We start from the raw sequence: 23,794 nt of genomic DNA on the forward strand, positions 1-23,794 counted from the left end.
TACCGCTACCGCTACCGCTACCCGCTTGAGTACTGAAGTAGTAGAACAACTCCGGCAACTATTAGCTGGTGGGTATAAAATTAGCGTTGAGCATGTAGATCAACGGCGGTTCCGTACAGGTTCTTGGACTAGTACTGGTCAAATTCAAGCCTCCTCAGAAAGAGAAGCGATCGCATCTGTAGAAGGACAACTCGGTGAATATCCAGGGGAATATGTACGCTTAATTGGTGTTGACCCCAAAGCCAAGCGTCGAGTATTAGAAACGATTATTCAACGACCATAATAGTGCTGAGTTAAAAGTGCTGAGTGCTGAGTTAACACTTTAAAGACACCAGTTAAACTAGCTGTAAGCTCAGATTTTGGAACATACTAATTACTCAGCACTCAGCACTCAGCACTACACCTGCTTCCGAGGTTAAAATTTCCATGTCTGTGCTGCCACTGCGCCTCAGCAATAACTTTGATTCTTACATTAGTGGTGAGGTGACTATTCATCCAAGCGCGGTACTTGCACCTGGGGTGATCCTCCAAGCGGCTGTAAATAGCAAGATCATCATTGGGCCAGGGGTCTGTATTGGTATGGGAGCAATTCTCCAAGTCCATGAAGGCACTCTAGAGGTAGAAGCAGGTGCAAACCTGGGAGCCGGTTTTTTGATGGTTGGCAAGGGCAAAATTGGAGCAAATGCTTGTATTGGTTCAGCAACAACAGTTTTTAACTATTCAGTTGAACCTGGACAAGTAGTACCACCTGGTTCAATTTTAGGAGACACCAGTCGGCAGATTAGCCAAATCAAGGAACCAGAACCATCTACAAATAACCCTACTTCTACAAATGCAGTACCGCCAAAGGAAGAGGAAAATGGCTCAGGTGAAGTTAAGGAAAAGGTAATTTCCTCAACTAACTTCTCAGCTGCGGCTTTTGTAGATTTCAAACAAAACAAGTCGATTTCTTATTTTAAATCTCCCGCTACTCCCGAAAGTCAGTCTCCTCCCGTGGAGGAACCTGCCAATGATGCTAACTCCACCTTGGAGTCAGCCGCCCAAGAGTCTACAGAATATCATTCAGACCCCAGTCAGCCAACTACAGAATCCCCTAATGGTTTCGGGACTCAGATTTATGGACAAGGGAGCATCAGCAGATTGTTGACTACATTGTTTCCTCATAGACAATCCTTGAGCAACCCAAACTCTGACGATTAGTTCGAGTAAGTGTTAATTGTAAGGTGTCGGCTTTTTCCGTATTTTGGAGAATTCATTATGGAAACATATAATCAACGGTCTATTCGCACCACCCAAGGGGCGAGTAGTCAAGAAACCTTTCAGGATACTGCTTTAGGTTTAGTTTCTACCCGCAGCTTTCCCGCGATCGTTGGTACAGCGGATATGATGCTGAAATCGGCAGGAGTTCACCTCGTTGGGTATGAAAAAACTGGTAGTGGTCATTGTACTGCGATCGTCCGGGGTGGAATTGCTGACGTGCGTCTGGCGGTAGAATCAGGGGTACAAACAGCTGAACAATTTGGTCAGTTAGTTTCTAGTTTGGTGATTCCCCGACCTTATCCCAACCTAGATATAGTACTTCCCATCACAACCCGTTTCACTAAATTGATGCAAGAGGGCAATTACAGCCGTCTGAGTAATCAAGCAATTGGTTTGGTAGAAACGCGGGGATTTCCCGCGATGGTAGGAGCGTGTGATGCCATGCTCAAAGCTGCTGATGTTCATTTAGCAGCTTATGAAAAAATTGGTGCGGGTTTGTGTACAGCGATTATTCGTGGTTCCGTAGCCAATGTGGCGGTAGCAGTGGAAGCGGGAATGTTTGAAGCAGAACGTATTGGGGAATTGAATGCTGTGATGGTAATTCCTCGACCCCTTGATGAAATGGAGTTAACCTTGCCATTGGCAAGCTGCTGGATAGAAGAACGGGAACCGTTAAACTTGCCAGTGAATATTAAAGAACAAGTTGCCGAAATCGAAGTATTAAGATTACCAGACTTAACCAAGCTACCGACAAAAGTTACAGAAGAATTATGGAATGATGAATGATGATAGATGAATTTGGGAAAATCCTTATTCATCATTCATCAGGAGATGGAAGGCATCTTACGCTTTAGCTGTTCTGATAATAGCTTCTTAAATCCATAAATAAAATACCCTTATTATAATATAAGCAATAGAGTTTTATCTATGATAAAACTCGTAACTTTCTGTGAGCATCACTATATCATTTGCCAGTGTTCAGCAATACTAGTTTTATATCTATTAATCGCTATATACTACAGGAGAATCACCCTTGAACCAAGCGACGCTGCACCAGTTAAAGGTGTTCGAGGCGGCGGCACGGCACAGTAGCTTTACTCGTGCTGCTGAGGAATTGTTTCTCACCCAACCTACCGTTTCTATGCAGATCAAGCAACTTACAAAAACGGTAGGGCTGCCATTATTTGAGCAAGTGGGGAAGCGATTGTATCTGACGGAAGCCGGACGGGAGTTATTTGCCACTTGTCGGCAGATTTTTCATAATATAGCCCAGTATCAAATGAAGGTGGCAGATTTAAAAGGGCTAAAACAGGGACAATTGCGCTTGGCAGTGATTACAACAGCAAAATATTTTATCCCACGTTTGCTAGGGCCATTTTGCGAACTTTATCCAGGGATTGATATCTCGCTACAAGTAACAAATCACGAACAAATTTTAGAACGGATGAGTCAGAATTTGGATGACTTATATATTATGAGTCAAATTCCAGACACTATAGATGTGACTTGTGAACCATTTTTAGAAAACCCTTTGATCGTATTTGCACCGACTAATCATCCGTTATCCAAAGAAAAAAATATTCCTATCCAACGCCTGTGTCACGAACCTTTTATTATGCGGGAACCTGGTTCAGGAACACGCCGCGCCGTCCAAAAGCTCTTTGAAGAAGAAGGGGTAGTAGTAAAAGTCAAGCTAGAATTGGGAAGTAACGAAGCAATTAAACAAGCGATCGCAGGTGGTTTAGGTATTTCTGTTTTATCTCGTCATACCTTACTATCAGACACTTCAGAATTTAGCATTTTAGATGTACAACACTTCCCCATTCAGCGATATTGGTACATGGTTTACCCATCTGGCAAGCAACTCTCTATCGTAGCTCGTGCCTATTATGAGTATCTACTAGCTGCGGCAAAGAATTTTGTCGAGCAAAACGCTGATATTCCTTCTAGTACGCTCGAACCAATTCATGGGTAAAATAATTTGTAATTCGTAATTATGAATTACGAATTACGAATTACCTAAAGGGGTTGACTCTTAGACCGAGAAACATTGACAATTAACCAGCAGAATCATTAAAAATGGGGGAAAACTAGTAGTGGTTAACCCGGAACTAGCGTCTTGGCGCAAAACAGTACAAAGCGAGATTGTAGCTGTTACTGTGTATACTGATAGAGCATTGGTTACACGGCGGGGTGTTGTTAATTTAACAGGAATTGAACAAGAATTAGTAATTGCCCCAGTGCCAATGACTCTAGAAACCGAGTCTGTCAGGGTTAGCGGTACAGGTACGGTAGGGGTGCGCTTGCTGGGAGTTAGTAGCGATCGCATTTACACTACTGAACCGATAGCCGAGCGAGTAGCACATTTAACAAGGCAAATTCAGCAACTAGAAGCAGAAAAACGCCACCTACAAGCCCAAGTGGATGCTTTAGCATTGCAATCTAGTTTTATCGCTGGCTTACGTGAAAAAACAGAAGAACCCTTTGCACAGAGTTTGTCTCGGAAAAATCTCAGCCTCAGCGAAACTTTAGATTTTTTGAACTTTCTTGGAAGCCAGTATAGTGAATATGCGATCGCATCTGGAGAGTGCAAAACCCAACAGCAGGAATTAGACAAACAACTGCAAGCACTCCACACCTCATTGCAAAAAATCCAAACACCCCATCCGAAAGAGAGTTTTAGCTTAGTTGTCGCAGTCGAAGTAGCGGGTGAAGGCGAATTTGAATTAGAGGTATCCTACATAGTAAATCGGGCTAGTTGGAATCCGCTTTATGACTTACGTTTTAGCACTACCAGCGATATTGTGCATCTGAGCTACCTTGCAGAAATCACCCAAAGCACTGGCGAAGATTGGATTGGTGCAAATCTTACCCTTTCTACCGCTAAACCAGGATTAGGTACACTCCCACCGAAACTTGAACCCTGGTATATTGATGCACCACGTCCCCAAATGTTACGCCGACGACAATTTGATGCCCAGCCACCACTGCTGCCTAGCATAGTAGAGCCGCCTACTGCTGCCGCCAGAGCAGATTGGCAAGAACAAGACGAAGCTGCCGAGGATAGTCTCATTCCAGCAGAAACCGTTATAGCAGAAGTATCCAAACAAGGGAGTGTAGTTACCTTTAAATTGAATAGTGGCGGCAACATTCCCAGTGATGGCGCACCCCATAAAACTACGATTTTCAACGATGATTATCCTTGTAGCTTCGATTATGTCGCAATGCCACGCTTGGTAAGCTTCGCTTATCTACAAGCGAATGTGAAAAATAATCCCAACGGTGCGACTTTGTTAGCAGGTAAAGCGAATATTTTTCGCGACAACGTTTTTGTCGGCACTACTGGGTTAGACAATATTGCCCCAGGGCAAGAATTCAAACTGAATTTAGGAATTGATGAAGGTTTAAAAATAGAGCGCGACTTAGTTGAGCGTTTGGTAGATAAAAGATTAATTAGCAGCCAGCGCCGAACTACTTACAGTTATCGGTTAATAATTACTAACTTACTCGACAAAGAACTAAATCTGAAACTAACAGAACAATTGCCAGTTAGCCGCAACGAGCAAATTAAAGTGCGTCTTAGTCGCAGTAACCCACAAATTCAACTTGGTGAAATGGGAATTTTAGAATGGCTATTAACTCTTCCTCCCCAAGAGCGGCGAGAAATATATTATCAGTTTAGTGTTGAACATTCGCCTGATTTAATGGTAGTTGGGTTAGATATTTAGGGAATCCTAAAAAGTTAATTCTCTGCTAAAAAACCATAACTCTTGTGAGGTGGACTCCAATACTGCTCGCTTTGTGGATTTTTAACTCGGAATTGGGTTTTGGGAAAAGGTTAAAGGTTAAAGGTTTTTTCTTTCCCCTTTTCCCCAAAACCCGACAAGTATTGGGGTGGACTCTTGCCATTGGTATCAATTTCAGCTAGAAGCCTCTTCAAATCTCGTTTTTAGCCTCCGGCTGGAAATGCTGCTCCTGTTGGCTCTGCCGCCAGCAAAAATTGTAGAGCGCAAATATCCGATAAATTATTGTAGAGACGGCAATTCATCGCGTCTCTTGTCTTAACTAAGACTCACGTTAAAGTAAAGGAGTCAGCAATCGCGAGACTCTCACAGCTAACTTAAACCAAAAAGGTTTTTTATCGTACTCATGAAGATCAACAGCAACACAGACGGCTAAATCATCCTCCAACATCTTTTTCACGCTTTGGACAAACTGAGGCTCGGTAACAAAAGCCATAACTTCAAAATTTAGAGAAAAAGAGCGATTATCTAAATTCACAGTTCCTACTCCTGCAAGATTCTCATCAACTACTATAATTTTCTGGTGCATAAACCCATTTTTATAACGATACAATTTGATCCCGATTGTTTCCATCTCAGTGTAGTAAGAGAAGGAACATAAATAAACTAATAAGTGATCGGGTCGATTTGGTAAGATGATTCGTACATCTACACCTCGCATTGCTGCCAGTTTTAAAGCCGACAATGTTGCCTCATCCGGCACAAAGTATGGACTAGCAATCCAGAGGTGAGTTTGAGCTTGATTAATTAGTTCGACGAAAAAAAGCTTACAAGCTGGCAAACGATCTGCGGGACCTGTAGGAAGTATAAATGCAGTTTGATTAATTTCCTGATTAACTTTTACCTGCCAATTAACTTCGATAAGTTTTCGAGTCGCCCAATACCAATCTCGCACAAAGGAATTTTGTAGGCTTTGCACAGTTGGGCCTTCAAGCATGATATGGGTGTCGCGCCAGGGACTCAATCGAGGATTTTTTCCTAAATATTCGTCACCAATATTCAGTCCACCGACAAATGCTATTTCTCCATCCACGACCAAAATTTTCCGATGATTGCGAAAATTAAATTGGAACCAATTACCTTGACCTTTGGTGGTATTAAATGCACTGACTGCAATTCCATGCTGTTGTAGAGACTCGATATAAGGACGAGATAGTTTCTTTGAACCAATTTCATCGTAGAGAAAGTAGATGCTGATTCCTTGCTTGGCTTTAGCAATCAACGCTTCTTTAAACTCATTACCTGATTGGTCATCGTTAACAGTATAAAATTGCAACAAAATATAATTTGTCGCCGCTGCAATCTTTTTTAGCATTGCTTCATAGGTTTGCTGACCATTAATCAGTAATTCGGCAGCATTCCCTGATGTGAAAGAAATATCTGTAAAAGTCTCCGCTAATGGTTGTAATTCAGCGAGATTATCTGGTGGCGCAACTTGAAATTTAATCAGTTCACTATAAGTAGGATGTAAAAGCTTGTAGTGTTGTGCATAGACTGAGCGCAGTGTTTCAGCATATCCATGAAATTTAGTTCTTCCTAAAATCCAATACAACGGAATTGCTAGCCAGGGAAAGGTAATTAGAGAAATACTCCAGGCAATTGCCCCTTGGGAAGAACGCACATTCATCACTGCATGGGCTGCATGTGTAACTCCCACAAGATGAACAACAACTGTAGCTGTGCTAAAAATTGCGAGAACACTACTATCTACAAGCATCTTAATTTTTTTGAGTATTGCTAAGTAGGTGGATCTAAATAAATATAAGATAGTTCGTCATTGCGTTGGCGTAAGCCTTCCCGCAGGCTACGAAGTGTTCGCGGAGCGTCTGAGTTGCAATTGCAAAGACTGAGATTGCCACGCTTCACTTCGTTCCGTATCCTGCGGGTTCTCCGAAAGAGTACGCAATGACATTTTATATTTAATTGCGTCTACTTACTTATAAGTAAATTCTGCCAGCAATGGTTTATGATCTGATGAACAAATTTCGTCTAGCACTTTCGCACTAGCTTTCTTCACACTGATATCTCGGTAAAAGATATGATCTAAAGGGGGTGAGAATAGGAAGCGTTTAATTTTATCCTGATGATGAGGTGCGAAAACTACAGGTGTTAACCCTAGTTTTGTTGTTACTTGATTGAGGATAACTGCTCTTTTTCGACTCCAAGTATTAAAATCTCCTGAAAATATTAGTGGGCCACGATGTATAGATAACGCTAGCTCTAATTCTTGAAGTTGTATTTTAAATTTATTTAAATCTACAAAATTTATCAAATGGCTATTAATTGTCAAGAGAGTTGTGCTTTGTTCAGATAGCAGATACTCAGTAATTAAAGAAATTTTAGGAGTTCTCACAATCGGCTCAAGATGTTGAGTAGTGATAACTTTTTTGCTAATTGGACTGATTGTAGCTGCTGTGAAAATCCCCGAATAGGTTTGATGATGAATATCTACAAAGTTAGGTGCAAAGCTCCAATTCATTTTCAGCCATTTGCCCCATTCATCTGCTTCTAATTTGAGAGAAAATTCTTGTAAAAATATCAGGTTTGGTTGATAAGTATCAATAATTTTTACAAAATCTTTTACCCAATTTTTATTATAGTTTTGTTTAGCAATATTCCAATTGAGAATTTTAATTGATTTACTATCAATTTCTGTTTGGAGGGAATTATTTTTATCAATTGTCAGTTCTTGCAAACGCAGAAATCTATAACCTGGAACAAATTTAGTTATGAGAGTATTGACGTGTTCTTGAATATTAGACATCACTAATATTAAAATGGATTTCTTCTAGCTTAACGCTATTGAATAGTTGCTACCCTGGGGGTTCTCCGAATGAGTAAGTTCCAGTTCGTTGCATACACTGCGGGAAGGCTTACGCCAACGCAATGAAATATCGTAAGTGATTAGACGTATATGATAAGTAGTCAGACAAAAATATTTACAGTCATTGCGATGTTTCACGACTTAATGGGAAAAGTCAGGTTATTCAGACGCGACTCAAAAATGCTCGCTACCACAGACTCGAAGAGAGCTGCGCTTTTGGGTATATTTAAATTGCCAGAGTAATTATAAACTTCGTTCCTTTTCCATAAGTTGACAAGCAGTTGATTTGTCCATTGTGCTTATCAATAATAATTTGGTAGCTGATAGCTAATCCTAGCCCAGTTCCCTTGCCTACAGCTTTAGTTGTAAAAGATGGTTCAAAAATTCTAGCTTGCACTTCAGGAGGCATACCAAAAGCATTGTCTTCGATGCAAATTGTAACAGTTTTTTGCTGATGCTCAACTGATGTAGCAATCGTGATGATGTGAGGGGCAGCAGCAACAATCTCTTGAACTGAGTGGTTTTGGTGGAGGTCATCAAATGCATCAATAGCATTGGCGATAATATTCATGAATACCTGGTTCAGTTGTCCGGGATAGCAAGTGATTGGAGGTAACTCACCATATTGTTTGATAATCTCGATTTTAGAGCGCTTTCCTTGATCTTGTAATCGATGTTTTAAGAGCATTAAGGTACTATCAATACCTTCGTGAATCTGAAACTCGATCATAGATGAGATATCAGATCGAGCAAAGGTTCTCAGAGAGAGGCTAATGTCTTTCAGACGACCAATCCCCTGGTGCATTGATCCCACAATTTTTGGTAAATCTTCAACCAGATAGTCTAAGTCAATTTCTTCAACGAGTTCTTCAATTTCTGGGTCTGGATGTGGTAGCTTTTGCTGTTGGAGATTCACCAAACGCAGGAGATCCTTTACATATTCTTCAATATGAGAGCAATTTCCACTAATAAAACTAATTGGGTTATTAATCTCATGACCTATGCCTGCAACAAGTTGTCCGAGAGTGGACATTTTTTCACTCTGGATTAGTTGTAATTGGGTTTGTTGTAATTGTTGTAGAGATTGGCTTAATTCTACGGTGCGTTCTTGGACTCTTTGTTCTAGGGTACGGGTAAGGTGGGAGATGTTTAGATGTAACTTTAATCGAGCAATGACTTCTTCATGCTGAAAGGGTTTGGTAATATAGTCAACTGCACCAATTTCCAGTCCTTTAACTTTGTCTGTTGCATCAGCCAAAGCAGTCATAAAAATGACCGGAATATTCTGAGTGATGGAATTGGCTTTCAGTCTACGACAAGTTTCAAATCCATCAATACCTGGCATCATCACATCCAAGAGAATGAGATCGGGAATGGCGTATTCTGTTTGTTCAATGGCGGATTCTCCATCGGTTGCCATGAGTGTTTTCCAACCACATCTCTGAATCGCTTCTGATAGCACTTTGAGATTGTTGGGATTATCGTCTACCAAAAGTATATGCATTGGCTTCAAGAAAGATTCAAGCATCATTGATGTGACTCAGTTGTTACAAAATTTTTAAGGAACTTACGGATTTTTCCGGTTTGGAAGTTGACAGTAAATTGGCTTAACTCAGTTGCGAAGGGAATTAACTGACTATCTTGCTGAATTAACTCTTTGATTATTCCTTCGATCGCCGGAATATCTCCCATCATTGACAGATGATAAAGTTGTTGCAAAACATCCTGTGATGGCAGAACCAATTCAGCATTGGTTTTCTGTTCGGGCTGGTAAGATAACTTTTGAGGTGTGGATTGAGCATAAATCCACTGCACTCTTAGTAGCGATCGCAGTGCATTAAATAGTTCATCAATTTGTAGGGGTTTCGGCAAAAATGCTGTAGCCCCTGCTTCAAAACTGCGTTGCCGATTTTCCTCAAATACACTGGCACTAGAGACAATAATCGGAATAGTATGGGTTTGGGGATTTTCTTGTAAGTTAACCATGAACTCAAAGCCATCCATATTAGGCATGGCTAAATCCAGCAGAATTACATCTGGGTGATGTTCAGTTACCATTTGTAGCCCATGTTTACCGTCACTTGCTTCCAGGGTTCGACAGCCAATTCCTTGGAGTAAATTAGCCAACATAGAACAATGGTTAATATCATCATCGACAATGAGAATTTGAGGCCCAGTACCCCGAATACCGATGATTTTCTGGTGAGTTGGTGCTGCATCTATAGTCGGCGTAAACATAGCTTCTATCTGCCAGTCATGGGAAACTGGTACTGGTACAATCAAATCTAGCCAAAAAAGACTACCTTCACCCAGGTGACTTTGTACTTGAATTTGGCTTCCCATTAATGTCGCAATTCTTTGACTGATTGCTAATCCCAACCCAGTACCTTCAGATTTTCGTCCAGCTTCACCTACTTGCTCAAAGGCCAAAAAGATTTTCTCTAGTTGGTCTGGTGACATCCCAATACCTGTATCTTCAATCTGGAAGCGAATCTTCTGGTGTGTCATTTGTCCATTGTCATTTGTGCAGCCCTGCGTTGAACGGGTTTCCCGGCTTGTAGCAAGTGGCGTCATTGGTTTAAACTCTTGACCAATAACCAAGGACTCTTGAGCAATGATATCTACTTTGAAGTTGACGCTACCGTTGTCTGTGAATTTGATAGCATTGCCTAGTAAGTTGATCAAAACTTGCCGTAGCCGCTTTTCATCGACTTCAATGGCAACTGGTAAGCGATCGCTGATTAAAATATTAAATGCAATCCCTTTCTGTTTCGCTCGAATACTGCAAATCTCAGTGACACCATGCAAGAAAGTGGACAAATTTACAGTAGTCGCAACCAAATCTAATTTACGAGCTTCAATTTTTGAAAGGTCGAGAATATCATTGATCAGCATCAGGAGATGTGTTCCACATTGGTAGATAATGCTGATTCCTTCCAGATTTTTCTCTGTCATGTTTGGTGATACTTCTAGCACTTGGGCAAAACCAAGGATGCCATTAAGCGGTGTGCGTAGCTCGTGGCTCATATTTGCCAGAAACTCACTCTTTGCTTCATTTGCAGCATCAGCAGCTTGCTTTGCCTCCAAGAGTTCATGAGTTCGCTCTTCAACTTTGAACTCCAGAGTTTTGGAATAATCCAATAGTTGAGCGTTGACAATTTCTAGTTGCTGATTTGCTTTTTCTAACTGCCTTTGTTTATAGGCATTTGTTGTTGCAATTACGCTGCTGATGAATGCGGCTAAAGCAGGTGTGACTGGAATCACAATGCCAGACAAAAACATCCCATAGCCACCCGCGATATATACGCCACTGATGCCTACAGTTGCCCAGAGAATTTTGCCGCCAGGAATCCGTAGTCTGCGACTGGATAAGAGCCAACTACCACTAGAACCGATCGCAGACCATAAAATAATCCAGAGTGACGCAGCTATGCTAGAAACGCCGTGCAAGGTTCCCTTCCCGATTTTTGCCCCTTGTACCAGTTGATGGGCAATATTGGCATGGACAACAACCCCAGGCGTAGGTTTTTGAGTAGATATCCAAGAGGAGCTGAAGGGTGTATTAAAGAAGTCATTGGTACTAGCGGCGGTTGAGCCAATAAACACCATACGATCGCGCATCATCTTGGCTGGAATTCGTCCTGCTAAAACATCGCGCATGGCAACTGTCCGAAATGCCGCCTCTGTTCCATGCCAATTGAGCAGAATTTGATACCCGCCTAAATCACCATCGGAGTAGCCTGCTTCTTGATTATTCAGCGGGAGGTAAATTGCTTTGCCCAACTGAAACTTTTGCTGCTTGGGGTCAATACTTTCTAAGGTGATCTTATCGGCTTCCAGGTACTTGAGCGCCACCTGAGTTGCCAGCCCAGCTTTGAGCGTACCTTTCTCCTTGGTATCGACTGCCGTCAGGAGGGCGCGACGCACAAAGCGATCGCCATCCAACACCAAATCTGCTAATCCAACTTGATCGAGTTTCTTCAATTCTGGTGGTGGATTGACACGCTCCCCGATGATTTTCTCAACACCGATTAAATTGGGAGTGCTACGGAATATTTTGACCAGTTCTTCATGTCCGCTTCCCTCCGGTAAATCTCGATAGAGATCCAGTCCGATGGCTCTGGGTTGCTGCGCCTGAATCTTTTCTAGTAATTTTGCCAATGCCGAATCTGGAATTGGCCATTTACGTACTGATTGGATATCGCGCTCATCGATTGTGACAATCACAATCTCATCTGCGATCACCGGAAACGATCGCTGACGAACCCATTCATCACGAATTTTCCATTCAAGTAAATTGAAAAATCCCAATGACTGCCCGACAATGACAGTCAAAGCAACAGTGGGAGTAATAATCAAAACGCTACGAGTGCGTTGGATAAAGGTCTGGAATCTACGCCACATGGTGACTGGGGATTAGGGACTCGGAAGCTGAGATTAGGGACTGGGGAGCAGGGATTAGGGAAAATAACTAAGCCCCATACCCCAGATCAATGCCCCATACTCAAATTGCTGTTAGTTAGCAGATGCGAATAACGGGGCTGTCATAATCTCCTTCAAGCTAACTGAAGAAAGGAGTTCTTCCCATTGTTTGGTAAAAGTTACATTTGTCGGTTGAGCATTATGTAGGGTTGCCAGTGTTTCCACACAGTCATACCAAACTCCATTTTTACCAAAAGCTGCCGCCCGCTTCAAAGCATCTTTCTGCTGCATCGCTGTTGCCAGTTCAGCCGTAGGCTGGATGCGTTGAATCCAACCATCAACATAAGGCGTACTTGGGCTGAGTTGTCCATCCACTTTGACAGCTAAGAACCAATGGTAGTTTTTGCCAACAGCTAAAGTGGGTGCATCATCTGGTAATTTTACAGCGATCACGCCAGCTTTGAGAGCAATAGGAATGGTCATTTGATACTGCGTATTGCCAGTTTCATCCTTGAGGCTAAACACAGCTTCTTCTGCATTAGAAGTCGGGAGATATACCAGAATTGTAGGGCGTTCAGACACAGTTGTGCCATAGAAGCTTTGCGGTAGGAGTGCGATTAGGGCTGCTGGGCCTGCCGATCCTGTAGTTGCAGGATTTAAGTAGTAAGTACCAACGCGGGAAGCTCCCCCACTAGCCTGTTGAGGAGTGCCTTTATCAGCACTAGGTGTAAACAAACTACCACGGGAAGCTCCTCCTGTTGCTTGTTGAGGCGCACCCTTCCCTGCAACAGGTGTAAAGAGGCTGCCTCTAGAAGCTCCTCCCGTTGCTTGGCTGGGAGCGCCTTTACCAGAAGTAGGAATAAAGAAATTACCACGGGAAGCTCCACCGGTTGCTTGGCTGGGAGTACCATTGGTGATTGGTGGGGTAAATGTCACAGCATAGGCACTGTTCCATGTACCACTAGCAAGCAGAGCGATGACGCTTAATGCACTAGCTAAATATCGACGTTTCATGATGTTGGATTTCCTTCGAGAAATGGTGATACAAAGTAAGTCGGTCTAATAAAAGCAAACTGTGTGAAGAAAGGTAAATAAGGTTAAAACCCTTTTTTCCTCAGCCTCCTGCCCCCTGTTCCCTGCCTGATCCCAACGATAATTCTTGACGCTGACCTATTTAAGTACATTTATTCTGACTGTGGGAATCAGCTGGGAAAATCAGTTCAGCTAACAGCTAAAGCTTTCAATACCTACTACAAATATAAATGAATTTTGCTGATTATGGTGTAATGATTCTGACATTTATTTAGATATTAACTGAGTAAATTTACGTGATTAAAAAGAGGTCAGGAGATCAGAAAATAGAGTGAAGCCAATATGGTTCGGTTAAGGTTTTTTGATGAAAATTCAAGATTATAAAGATGGGATAAATTGTCATCAAAACGAAAAACTCATTCATGATTGTAGAGATAGCGATTCATCGCGTCTCTTGCCTTAACCAAACAGTATTGAGAGTGAAGCTTGCACTTTAAATCCCTGTCTGAAATTTCTTTAATTTTGAATTTTGTTAGCGAGTCTTCGTACCCCTGCGGGGAAGCAAGCTACGCGCAGCGTCTGTCTGCGACACGCTGCGCGAACGTAGAGAGCGTCATTTTGAATTTTGAATTGTTAACTCCTTCACAGCCAGTTACCAACTAAAACGAAGGCAGACCAAAAGAAAGGATCGTGGAAATCAGTTTGGCGGAGCAGGCTAATTTGGGCTTGCCGCAGGGCTTCAGCTTTAGAGATTTTGGGCTGTCGCAGTTGGTCATAGAAGCGCGTCATCAGCATTTCGGCTGCTTTATCTTTGACAGGCCAGAGAGTGGCAATGGTTGAGCGGGCACCAGATTTGACAGCCAGTCCTGCTAGTCCCAGAACGGCGCGATCGTCTCCTGCTGCTGTATCACAGGCACTCAGTACTAGCAACTCAATCGCTTTCGATGGCTCGTTACCCCGATTTTTGAGAAGTTCGGATAATTCCTTGACGTTGACTTCTCCATCCCAAGTTAGCAGGAAGGTATCTTCAAGGCGGGAGCTAAACTGTCCGTGGGTTGCTAGATGGACAATACCTGCACTACTAGATTTGACGCTATCGGCCAGGGCTTGACTGGTGAATTGCTTATTTAGCAATGTTGAAGATGGCATTGTCCTTGATATTTGCTTAACTTCCGATTCGACGGCAGGTAAAGCGCTAAAGCCATTACGAGATTGACTGATGCCACCAACGATCGCACCAATATGATTTTGCTGGAGCGATCGCGCAGCCATTAATTGCATTCCTGGTGAGAGGGCAATAGCATACTTCTCGATCAGATATTGCTTACCGTCATACAGAGCTGCTATGGGTATATTACGTAATCGACCATCTAAAACAAATACTAATGTTTTGGTATCTTTGAAGGCTTGATCCATTTCCGCCGGACGTATTAGCCAATTATAAACTTCTTGGGACAAGCGATCGCGCTCTTGGGAATCTGAGACAGGATTGAAGCTAACTAATAATTTTTCTAGAGTTTGTTCGATATCGGTAAGAGATTTTTGGGTTACGTAATAACGCAAAGGTTGTCCGGTTTTAGAGAGGATGATTGCGAGGCGATCTGGCAAGATAATCGGATAAATTACAGTTGCACTGGGGTCAACTTGGTCAATCTGCTGCGCTCTATCTAAACAAGCTTCCCGGAAAAAGTTATCGAGTTCTGCAACTTGCAATGCCTCAATTAAATCACGGGCTTGCATTAGTGCTGCCTGATTTGGTTGCCGATCTAAAAGTAAACTAACCAGTTCGCGGTAAACAGGCTCCACACTTTCACGAAAAGAAAACTGAACATCGGGGTTGACAGCAACTAAATCCCCCCGAATTGATTTTAAAGCTTTGACCGCTTCAGTATAGGCACTAATTGCTTCTGGGCGATCGCCTTGTTCTTTATATAACTGTCCTATCTGCCAAGCCGATTGAGCAATGATCTCGTCAGCTTGGAGTTGACGCGCAATGTTGAGGGATTTCTGAGTTAATTCCTGTGCTTGTGATAACTGTTTTGTCCGACGATAGAGTTTTCCCCACTGATGCAGTGCATAAGCTTCTGCTTGAGCATCTTGGATTTTTTGTGCAGATTTGACTGTAACTGCCATCAGTTGTGCCAGGTCTTTCAGTGGTAAGATTCGGTCAGGATTTGACCGTCGATTCAGGATAGCAACAAAATGGATCGCTGCGTAGAGAGAGGTATGGCTAGGGGGTAGTTCTCCAAGTTGTTGTAGTAGCTGAGGTGCAAGTGTGGTAGCCAACTCAAACTTGTCATAATCGAGGAAAAGCTTAAACTGAGCTAAACGCGCCTCTAAGCGATCGCTTGGATTTGTGGTTAGCTGTTCTGCTTGTTGAAAGTAATCTAATGCCACCTCTGGCTCGTGCAAATCAACGCTGGTTTTTCCTAAGCTAAGTAAGATGGAACTCAACTGAGGTGTAGTTTCAATTTTACGAGCGATCGCCAAACCTTGCTCTAACACCTTTTGACTCTTGCTAGAGTCGCCAATTATTTGCAAAGCTAAACCAAGTGATCGCAGCCCACTCACTTTAATTTCTGAATCTGGCATTGCTTTTAACTTTTGATTGAGATCCTCCAACTGCTGTTTAGAACGGCGATAAAATCCCAAACTTTGTAAAGCTTGTGCCTGGTTAATTTGACTACCCAAGCTGCCCATTTTATCGCCTGCTTGTTCATAATATTTTTGAGCTTGTTGCCAATTTTCAAGGGCAGTTTCGGCTTTGCCATTGTGCAATTGCAAATTTGCTTGGGTATTGAGTGCCTGCGCCCAGAGAATTGCATCAGCAGAGGGAATAGAGGTTTGCAACAATTTCAAGCTTTGCTCAATAGATTGGCTGGCTGCTTCCCATTGATTCAATTCCTGTTGTACCAGTGAAAGGTAGCTCAAGCTTAGGGCTTCGTTGGTGCGATCGCCTTGGCTATGATACTGTCGTGCTGCCGTTTCCCAAATCGTTACTGCTTCTGTAAAGTGTCCTGAACGGTAGAGATTCCGTCCTTGCTCTAGCCAATTGCTAGGTTGAGAAGAAAGAACTGTGGTTGTTACTGGTACAGATGCTTTTACAGGTGTAATGGTAAGTGCTAAACACAAACTTAAAATACTGAGACTGACATATAACCAACGAGTTTGTTTAATTTGGAAAATCATAGATAGTTACCAAGATTGATCACAGCTTTTGAAAAATCACTTACATCACAGTAGAAGGGCTTATATTGCCTAACCTTCTGATTTCGATCTTCTATATAAATCGGCAACCACTCACGGCTGTGCGATCCGCGACTTTTTGAAAAAGTCGCGGATCTGGCCTAAATTCTTCTTAGGAAGTGCCGCACAGGTTAAAGATGGTTGCACCTGAGTAGAAGGTTGATTTGCAACTAACTCGATTTTGCCTTGAGCATTTTGTCCCCAACCAGTGGCTTGAATAAGAGTTTCTGGGGTGGTTGGAAGTTGTGCAGTGACGGAACTCTTTTTTCGGTACGCAGAGATGTCGCGCATATCATCCCAAGTGCGATCGCTTGTCACTTGCTGATTGGGATTTTGCGGTACGCCACCCCGTCCCGTGGCGACAAATCGACTACCTTGATTTGCAGAACAACCACTGGCTATTTGTTGCGATGGGTCTGTGGGATTTTCTGGCAATTCTACTAAACCAGAGTTTGGATCGACACCAACATTATTGATTTGTACCGTGCCATTAATATTAAATTCGGAACTAGCTGTGATGTCGTTGGTCTGGTTTTCTCTAGGGTTAAGGGTATTGCGGTATTCTAGACCAATAATACCTTGAGTAGTGATATCAATATTGCCACCTTTTCCTTTCACAGCATTAGCAACAATGTCACTATTTTCCAGTCCAGCGATAATAGGAGCATTGATGCTAATATTGCCGCCATTACCATTACCCGCCGATGTCGTACTAATCAAACTATTGTGGCGTAGCAACAACAGATCGCTGACTTGTGAGCTAATATTGCCTCCCTCACCCGATGCTGTTTGAGCTTGAATGCTGCCTTGACTATCTAAAAACATCTTATTGGCAACAATTTTGATATTACCCCCATCACCTGTACCTTGGTTGGTAACACTGACTGCACCACCATTGGTCAGCGTCAGAGTTGGGGTGGTTACATTCACGGTTCCTGCATTCGCTGACAGAACATTTGGCAAATTGAATAACTGTTTGATTAATGGTGGAGAGACAAGGACGGCTGAGTTAATACTGCTATTGTTAGCTTGGCTGTGCCCATCAATTAGAATTGATTCCGTCGCGTTAATATTTAAATTTCCAGCTTGACCAATCAAGAAGGATGTGGTTGCTAACGCTCCTCCATTGAGCAGTTGTAATCGGTTAGTATCCAACGTCAAGGTTTGGGCATTGCCTGTACCGTAAGTGATTGCACTAATGTTGCTATAGAGTCCTGCCGGGTTATCTCCCGTGACAGTCGTATTTTTATTGCGAATGGTGACTTGCCCCGTAGAACCAGTTGCAAATGTTACTGAAGAGATGGCTGCTCCCCCAGAAACCAGTAGATTATCACTGTTAATGGAGAGATTGCCTGCTGATTTAGCTGTTCGGGAAGAGGTAGTCAGGGTGGTTACTCCTGTGGGGTTGATAGGAGAGAAACCAGATAAATCAACTGTCCCAGCATCAATCTGAATATTGCCACTGGCAGGCAATCCAAAAGCATTGGTGTTGACTCCTGCCCCTTGTGAGAGGGTTAATTGGGGAGTGATGATATGGATGGGTGAACCTGTGCCAGTATTCAACCCTTCAGAGCGGATGCCACTACGAATTTGGGCATTGGCTGTTGTACCAACAATATTAATCCCTTCTGAGGCCTGTAAAAAAATTTCACCCCCAGCGACATTTCCCAGATTTTTGGAAAATATAATTGAACCATTGCTGATTTGAATGTGCCTTCCCTGTAACTGTACTGAACCAGCATTCAATGCCCCTAAACTGGCTAATGCTCCTACAGTCAACAAGGATTTTTGGGTGAGTTGGATATCTGCAAAGCTTTGCCCGCTCTCGTAACTTAAGTGATAACCCTGAGAGATGGGGTTCAAGCTGACCAATCCTACTCCGCTTAAACTGCCCAATTCCACACGTCCTTCAGGCGCGTTCAAGGTTGCCCCGGTAAGATTTAAGTCGCCTCCTACCAGTGCCAAGGTTTTTCCTGGCTTTACCCTCAGTTCTGAGGAGCTGGGGTTTTGAGTGATGGGGGTGAGGCTACTGACAGTTGTTAGGGCATGACCTGTACCTTGAACTGTTATAGGGGTTGGATTACTGCCCATTTGTAAGCCAATGGGGACACTCATCGTCAGCAATGGTATCGCTCCGGGATTAGTCGCACTAAATTCCACCCCATCGGCAAACTTAATACTATTCGCCGTCGTTGCGATAAACGAACCGCCAATATTCAACGCGGCATTTTTACCAAACACAATCCCCGCAGGATTCATTAAAAACAAACTTACCGAGTTACTATTATTAATAGTGCTAATTAATCCATTAATATCGGAAATATTTCCACCCGTGACCCGACTAAATATAGTTGTAATAGTTGGTGTATTCACTAAATCAAAGGTTGCTGAACCGCCAGCAGGTATTGAGAAATTACTAAAGCTGTGAAATAAATTATTGCCTTTTTCGATACCATTAATAATTGTGAAGTTATTACCATTGGGATTAACAATGGTCTTGGTAGTACCGTCAGATATTACCTGAGCGATCGCTGGTCGCATTATCCCTGGAGTAAATAACCCAGTTGTTAATATAATTAGAAAAGCGTAGGCGCTTTGTGGCTTGTCGTTAGACATCGCTCTCATCACTAAAAACTTCCTTCACGTAATTTATATTTAGAGTTCCCTAAATAAATGACATTGTGGATCATATAATTAACCTTTATTAACAGCAGCACAGGTTAACGACTGTTGCACCTGAGTAGAAGATTTATCGCCAACTAACTCAATTTTGCCTTGGGCATTACGATGCCAAGAAGTAGCTTGGATGAAAACTTCTGGTGATGCAGGCGTTTGAGTGGTAACATTGCTCTTTTTCTGGAATGCAGTCAGATTACGGGTATCAGACCAAGTGCGATCGCTCGTTACTTGCTGATTGGGATTTTGCGCTACACCACCCCGTCCCGTGGCGACAAATCGACTGCCTTGGTTTGCAGAACAACCACTAGCTATTTGCTGCGATGGATCGGTGACATTTGCTGGTAGTTCAACTAACCCAGAATTGGGATCGACACCAATATTATTAACTTGAACAGTACCGCTAACCCCAAACTGTGAACTGGCAGTGATGTCATTTTCTGGAGTCAGTTGAGGACGATATTTCAACCCAATAATTCCCTGGGTAGTGATTTGAATATTGCCACCTTTTCCTTGGACTGCATTAGCAATAATGTCACTGTTTTCTAAACCCACAATGTTCGGAGCATTAATCGTAATATTGCCACCATTACCACTGTTACCTGCTTCTGCACTGATCAAGCTGCCATGACGCATCAATAGTAGATCCCGCAGTTGCAAATTAGTGTTCCCACCTCCACCTGCTTTAGTAGATGCTGAAATACTAGCCCCATTGTCGAGTCGTAAGGTGTTCGCCTGAATGTTTAGAGTACCAGCTTTACCGGAGCCAAGGTTTTGGACAAAAACGGTTGCACCATTACTAATGTTAAGAACTGGGGTTTTAATTGTGGTGTTACCTGAAGTAGCGCGAGAAACTCCACTAACAGGACGAACTGCCGTACCAATATAGCTGGAATTTTGTGCATCTTTGACACCATTCACATCGATTGATTCAGACGCATTGATAGTCAGTGAACCCGCATTTCCTAAAACTATGCTAGAAGCTGACACTCTGGCGCCAGCTTGAACTGAGAGTGTGCGAGTATCGATTTTCAAATCCCCTGCATTACCAAACCCGAATGTGGCAGTAGACAACAGACTAAAATATAAACCCTTTGGCGCTCCCTCATTTGTCACCTGAATTGTATCTGCCTTCACGATGAGATCGCCGCCATTACCAAAACTGTAGGGTCTTGCTGCTATATTGCCGCCAGCTAAAATAGACAGGTTTTGAGTGGAGATAGCAATATTTCCACCTTTCCCAGTCCCATAGGAAGCGGCTAATATCTGGCTGACTGCTCGAAAAGGAGAAGGATCTCCAAAGGCAAAACCATTCACCCGCATTTCATCAGTATTGATTGCAATATTGCCACCTGGTGCTGTGCTAAAGGTACGGTCGAAGATATACCCACCCCCATCAATATTCAATTTTGGGGTGGTAACAATAATATTGCCTGCCGCACCTGGAGATATAGTTTCATTAATTAAACTGCTGGAACTCTTAAAATCAGGAGATTTGCCGATAATCTGGAGGGAGTCCATAGCATTGATTGCAATATTACCAGCAGTTTGGTTGCTGCGATTTTGTACTAATATCAGTGAACCATCTTGGATGCTGACCTGTTTACCCTGAATTTGGATGGCTCCTCCCCTTTGCCCACTGAGATCGCGTGTAGATGCTAAAGCTCGTTGGGTGAGCTGAATATCGCCAAAACTCAAAGCATTAGGATAACTCAGCGCAAATCCTTCAGGGATGGAATTGATGGCGACGCTTCCGCTAGTGATGCTACCCAGTTCTATTTGTCCCCCTGGTGCGGAGAGCAATCCTCCATCTAAGGCAACATTCCCACCCAGCAATGCCAGCGTTTTTCCAGGTTGCAACTGTAATCCTCTTGCACCAAGACTTAATCCAGAAACCTGAAGTGAGTCGCCTAATTGGGCATTGTGTCCTGACCCTTGGACGGTAATGGCTCCTGGATTGCTACCAAATTGCAAGCCAACTGGCACATTGATCGTCAACAAAGGGGCTGGTGTAGTATTGGTAGCACTAAACTCCACTCCGTCAGAGAACTTGATGCTGGTTGCAGTTGTTCCAAAAAATGATCCACCAATATTTAGTTGAGCATTAGACCCAAACAAAATACCCGCCGGATTGAGCAGGAATAAATTGGCGCTACCATTGGCACGGATTAAACCATCAATATTAGATACACTACCGCCTGTGATACGGGCAAAGATGTTTTGCACATCGGTGGCATTATTGAAGAAGGCAGAACCACCTGTAGGCAAGGAGAACTGGCTGAAGCTATGAAACAAGTTTTTCCCGATCTGATTGCCATTGATGATAGTGAAGTTATTACCGCTTTGGGAGACGGTGGTGTTAAGAGTGCTATCAGGTGTCACCTGGGCGTTGCTCGAATTGCTCCAGAGGAGTACAGTACCCAAAGATACAAGCATCATGCTATTCAGAATACACAGCCAAATAGAGGTTGTTTTCATTGTTTAGTTCACCGAAATTCCCAATTGCCTAAACCTATGACTCTCAATACCCTGAGAGCTTTTTGAATTAAAAACTTTCTGAGCGATCCGTATTCATAGAGGGATTATTGATCGCTTTAAAACGGCGAATAACGTAGTGAGAAGTACAACCCATTTTCTTGGAGCGATCGCTTTTCACCATCCACCGAGATTAAAGGAATGCCCCAATCTAGGCGGGCTGATAAGTCATCACCCTGTTTCCACAACAGCCCCAACCCAGTACTAACAAGGGTACTCGGTGATGGATTGTCGCCCTTAACATTCCAGCCTTTGCCCACATCAATGAATGGTGTAAGTTGTAGTACCCCGCCAATCTTGTCAGCGCGGACAATGGGGACTCGAAATTCTGCCGAAAATAACAGGCCGTTATCTGTGAGTAATGCGTCTTGGCGATAACCCCTGACACTTAGCTGTCCACCAAGACCAAATTGCTCTAAAGGCACTAAGGAATCTGCTGCTAATTGGAAATCGCCCCTGGCTAAAAATAGAGTGTCTGGTGCTAATTGCCGTACCCACTGCGCTTGTCCTCGCCATGCGAAAAAGCGGCTATCTGGTTCAGTATCACTAACATTAGCACCGAACCAATCTACACCAAAACTCAATTGCGATCGCGCCGCAAATACATACTGGTTACTTCGCTGGGTATATTCTTGAAAAAAGCGCAGAGCCGAAATATTGGTTTTTCCGTTGGCATCTGCACCGGGGGAGAGTCGAAACGGCCCGATGTTATCAAGACCCAACTCAGTTTGGCTTTCCTGGCGCGAGAATGACAGTCCAATTGCCAATTCTTGGGTTGGTTTTTGCACCAGTGGTTGCCGATAGCCCAATTCGTAAGTTCGGCTATTTGACTGAATATCAAGGACGCTGAATGGTTGTTCAATTACGTGGTTCCATCCCTGGCTAAACCCAAAGGATATAGTGCCATTGTAGGCATTAATCGGTAGTGTGTAATTGGCATTAATGCTATTACTACCATCAGTATTGGCGTATCCTACGCTCAGGGTATCGCCCAAGCCTAATAAATTCGCTTCTTGCAAATCTATTCCCCGGCGAAAACTACCGACACTAGGCGATCGCCCATTATCCAGGCTTGTTGTCAGCTTAAAAGTTTCTGCTTCTTTAACCTCAACTTGCAACACATTAGTTCCCGGATGCACGCCTGTCTGCAACTCGGCTGACAGGTTTTGAATTCGCGGATCAAGGCGGAGTAGTTGTAGTTTTTCTAGTAAGTGTGGTACATTCAACGGTTTGCCAGCACCAAGTTGGATGCGATCGCGAATGTATTGACTACGTAATCGTCTATTACCAATGATTTTGATTTCTTGCAGACTGCCCTCAATCACCTGAATTTTAATCGTTCCAGCTTCTATTGTCTGCGGCGTAATCAATGCTCCTGTGGTGACATAACCGTTATCGGTGTAGAGCTTGGTGATTGCATCTTTGATTTGCAATAATTCTGCAAATGTCAGTTCTCTTCCCACAAAGGGTTTTGTAATAGTTGCAAACTGTTCTGGTTTAAAAACTGTACTACCAACTACTTCAACGCGATCGACCCGAAATTTGGTATTAGAGTCATCCTGTTTCGGAATTGATTGATCTGGTATTGTTGGTAAAGGAAGCAATTGATTGTTGTCTGCTGGCTTCGGCAACACATCCATAGGCAAGGGAGTGACAGGAACTTCTTCTAATCGGCTAGGCGGTAAGATTTGAGAATTAGGGGTTTGGGCAATGGCCTCCTGACAATTACATAGCACTGCTGCCAAAATAAACCCAAATGCTAAAGGTCGTAGTTCAGAGATAATACTTAGAGTATTATGTAGTATTTTTTGACTATAAGATACTGGCTTAATAATAGAGTTTTCTTTAACGACTTCTTTCACTGCACCCTTCTCCTTGAAATTTGCAAAAAAGAGGAATCAGGAGGCAAAGAGGCTCCACCTTGGATCAGAATTCAGTCTGACTGAATAAGCAATGCTTTGTAGCACTAAGGATTCAGTAAGCATTTGAAATAAAT

General features: G+C 43.0%; 13 protein-coding genes and 1 pseudogene. 5 read left to right on the plus strand and 9 right to left on the minus strand.

The window, feature by feature from the left end:
- Nucleotides 1–85: 85 nt before the first annotated feature.
- The 5 genes and pseudogenes from FD723_RS44260 to FD723_RS31975 all read left to right on the plus strand — a co-directional run.
- Nucleotides 86–283, plus strand: a pseudogene (locus FD723_RS44260) (ribulose bisphosphate carboxylase small subunit); the annotation flags it as partial.
- A gap of 143 nt (nucleotides 284–426) precedes the next feature.
- Nucleotides 427–1,200, plus strand: a complete 774-nt coding sequence (locus tag FD723_RS31960) for a transferase (protein WP_179068924.1) — start codon at nucleotides 427–429, stop codon at nucleotides 1,198–1,200.
- Between the two features lie 57 nt (nucleotides 1,201–1,257).
- The gene (locus tag FD723_RS31965) at nucleotides 1,258–2,046 is read left to right on the plus strand and encodes a BMC domain-containing protein (RefSeq protein WP_179068925.1); all 789 of its coding nucleotides are present in this window, start codon (nucleotides 1,258–1,260) and stop codon (nucleotides 2,044–2,046) included.
- 247 nt (nucleotides 2,047–2,293) lie between these two features.
- Nucleotides 2,294–3,235: a LysR family transcriptional regulator gene (locus FD723_RS31970; protein WP_179068926.1), complete on the plus strand. Its 942-nt coding sequence runs from the start codon at nucleotides 2,294–2,296 to the stop codon at nucleotides 3,233–3,235.
- Nucleotides 3,236–3,356: 121 nt separating this feature from the next.
- Nucleotides 3,357–4,988, plus strand: a complete 1,632-nt coding sequence (locus tag FD723_RS31975) for a mucoidy inhibitor MuiA family protein (protein ID WP_179068927.1) — start codon at nucleotides 3,357–3,359, stop codon at nucleotides 4,986–4,988.
- A 349-nt stretch (nucleotides 4,989–5,337) separates the two neighbouring features.
- On the opposite strand, the gene cls is transcribed toward FD723_RS31975, so the two are convergent.
- From cls to FD723_RS32020, 9 genes are all read right to left on the minus strand, one after another.
- Nucleotides 5,338–6,780: a cardiolipin synthase gene (gene cls / locus FD723_RS31980; protein WP_179068928.1), complete on the minus strand. Its 1,443-nt coding sequence runs from the start codon at nucleotides 6,778–6,780 to the stop codon at nucleotides 5,338–5,340.
- Nucleotides 6,781–6,996: 216 nt separating this feature from the next.
- Nucleotides 6,997–7,827 (minus strand): endonuclease/exonuclease/phosphatase family protein, encoded by an 831-nt coding sequence (locus FD723_RS31985; RefSeq protein WP_179068929.1) that lies wholly within the window; start codon nucleotides 7,825–7,827, stop codon nucleotides 6,997–6,999.
- Nucleotides 7,828–8,113: 286 nt separating this feature from the next.
- Nucleotides 8,114–9,415, minus strand: a complete 1,302-nt coding sequence (locus FD723_RS31990) for a response regulator (RefSeq protein WP_372743829.1) — start codon at nucleotides 9,413–9,415, stop codon at nucleotides 8,114–8,116.
- Nucleotides 9,415–12,291: a CHASE2 domain-containing protein gene (locus tag FD723_RS31995; protein ID WP_179068931.1), complete on the minus strand. Its 2,877-nt coding sequence runs from the start codon at nucleotides 12,289–12,291 to the stop codon at nucleotides 9,415–9,417. Before FD723_RS31995 ends, FD723_RS31990 begins: the two co-directional genes overlap by 1 nt.
- 111 nt (nucleotides 12,292–12,402) lie before the next feature.
- Nucleotides 12,403–13,323, minus strand: a complete 921-nt coding sequence (locus tag FD723_RS32000; protein WP_179068932.1) for a DUF928 domain-containing protein — start codon at nucleotides 13,321–13,323, stop codon at nucleotides 12,403–12,405.
- A 660-nt stretch (nucleotides 13,324–13,983) separates the two neighbouring features.
- A complete protein-coding gene (locus tag FD723_RS32005; protein ID WP_179068933.1) occupies nucleotides 13,984–16,530 on the minus strand; it encodes a CHAT domain-containing protein in 2,547 nt (848 codons plus the stop codon).
- A 111-nt stretch (nucleotides 16,531–16,641) separates the two neighbouring features.
- A complete protein-coding gene (locus tag FD723_RS32010; RefSeq protein ID WP_372743830.1) occupies nucleotides 16,642–19,128 on the minus strand; it encodes a filamentous hemagglutinin N-terminal domain-containing protein in 2,487 nt (828 codons plus the stop codon).
- 153 nt (nucleotides 19,129–19,281) lie between these two features.
- A complete protein-coding gene (locus FD723_RS32015) occupies nucleotides 19,282–21,741 on the minus strand; it encodes an S-layer family protein (RefSeq protein WP_179068935.1) in 2,460 nt (819 codons plus the stop codon).
- A gap of 116 nt (nucleotides 21,742–21,857) precedes the next feature.
- Nucleotides 21,858–23,603: a ShlB/FhaC/HecB family hemolysin secretion/activation protein gene (locus tag FD723_RS32020; protein WP_372743831.1), complete on the minus strand. Its 1,746-nt coding sequence runs from the start codon at nucleotides 23,601–23,603 to the stop codon at nucleotides 21,858–21,860.
- Nucleotides 23,604–23,794: the final 191 nt, after the last annotated feature.

Source organism: Nostoc sp. C052, from assembly GCF_013393905.1.
In the GTDB taxonomy this organism is placed as follows: Bacteria; Cyanobacteriota; Cyanobacteriia; order Cyanobacteriales; family Nostocaceae; genus Nostoc.

What these genes read in the sequence shown, in the direction of transcription:
- FD723_RS31995 (WP_179068931.1), bottom strand. Translation starts at nt 12,291, where the DNA reads ATGTGGCGTAGATTCCAGACCTTTATCCAACGCACTCGTAGCGTTTTG.
- FD723_RS32005 (WP_179068933.1), bottom strand. Translation starts at nt 16,530, where the DNA reads ATGATTTTCCAAATTAAACAAACTCGTTGGTTATATGTCAGTCTCAGT.
- FD723_RS31990 (WP_372743829.1), bottom strand. Translation starts at nt 9,415, where the DNA reads ATGCTTGAATCTTTCTTGAAGCCAATGCATATACTTTTGGTAGACGAT.
- FD723_RS32015 (WP_179068935.1), bottom strand. Translation starts at nt 21,741, where the DNA reads ATGAAAACAACCTCTATTTGGCTGTGTATTCTGAATAGCATGATGCTT.
- FD723_RS31965 (WP_179068925.1), top strand. Translation starts at nt 1,258, where the DNA reads ATGGAAACATATAATCAACGGTCTATTCGCACCACCCAAGGGGCGAGT.
- FD723_RS31960 (WP_179068924.1), top strand. Translation starts at nt 427, where the DNA reads ATGTCTGTGCTGCCACTGCGCCTCAGCAATAACTTTGATTCTTACATT.
- FD723_RS32000 (WP_179068932.1), bottom strand. Translation starts at nt 13,323, where the DNA reads ATGAAACGTCGATATTTAGCTAGTGCATTAAGCGTCATCGCTCTGCTT.
- cls (WP_179068928.1), bottom strand. Translation starts at nt 6,780, where the DNA reads ATGCTTGTAGATAGTAGTGTTCTCGCAATTTTTAGCACAGCTACAGTT.
- FD723_RS31985 (WP_179068929.1), bottom strand. Translation starts at nt 7,827, where the DNA reads ATGTCTAATATTCAAGAACACGTCAATACTCTCATAACTAAATTTGTT.
- FD723_RS32010 (WP_372743830.1), bottom strand. Translation starts at nt 19,128, where the DNA reads ATGCGACCAGCGATCGCTCAGGTAATATCTGACGGTACTACCAAGACC.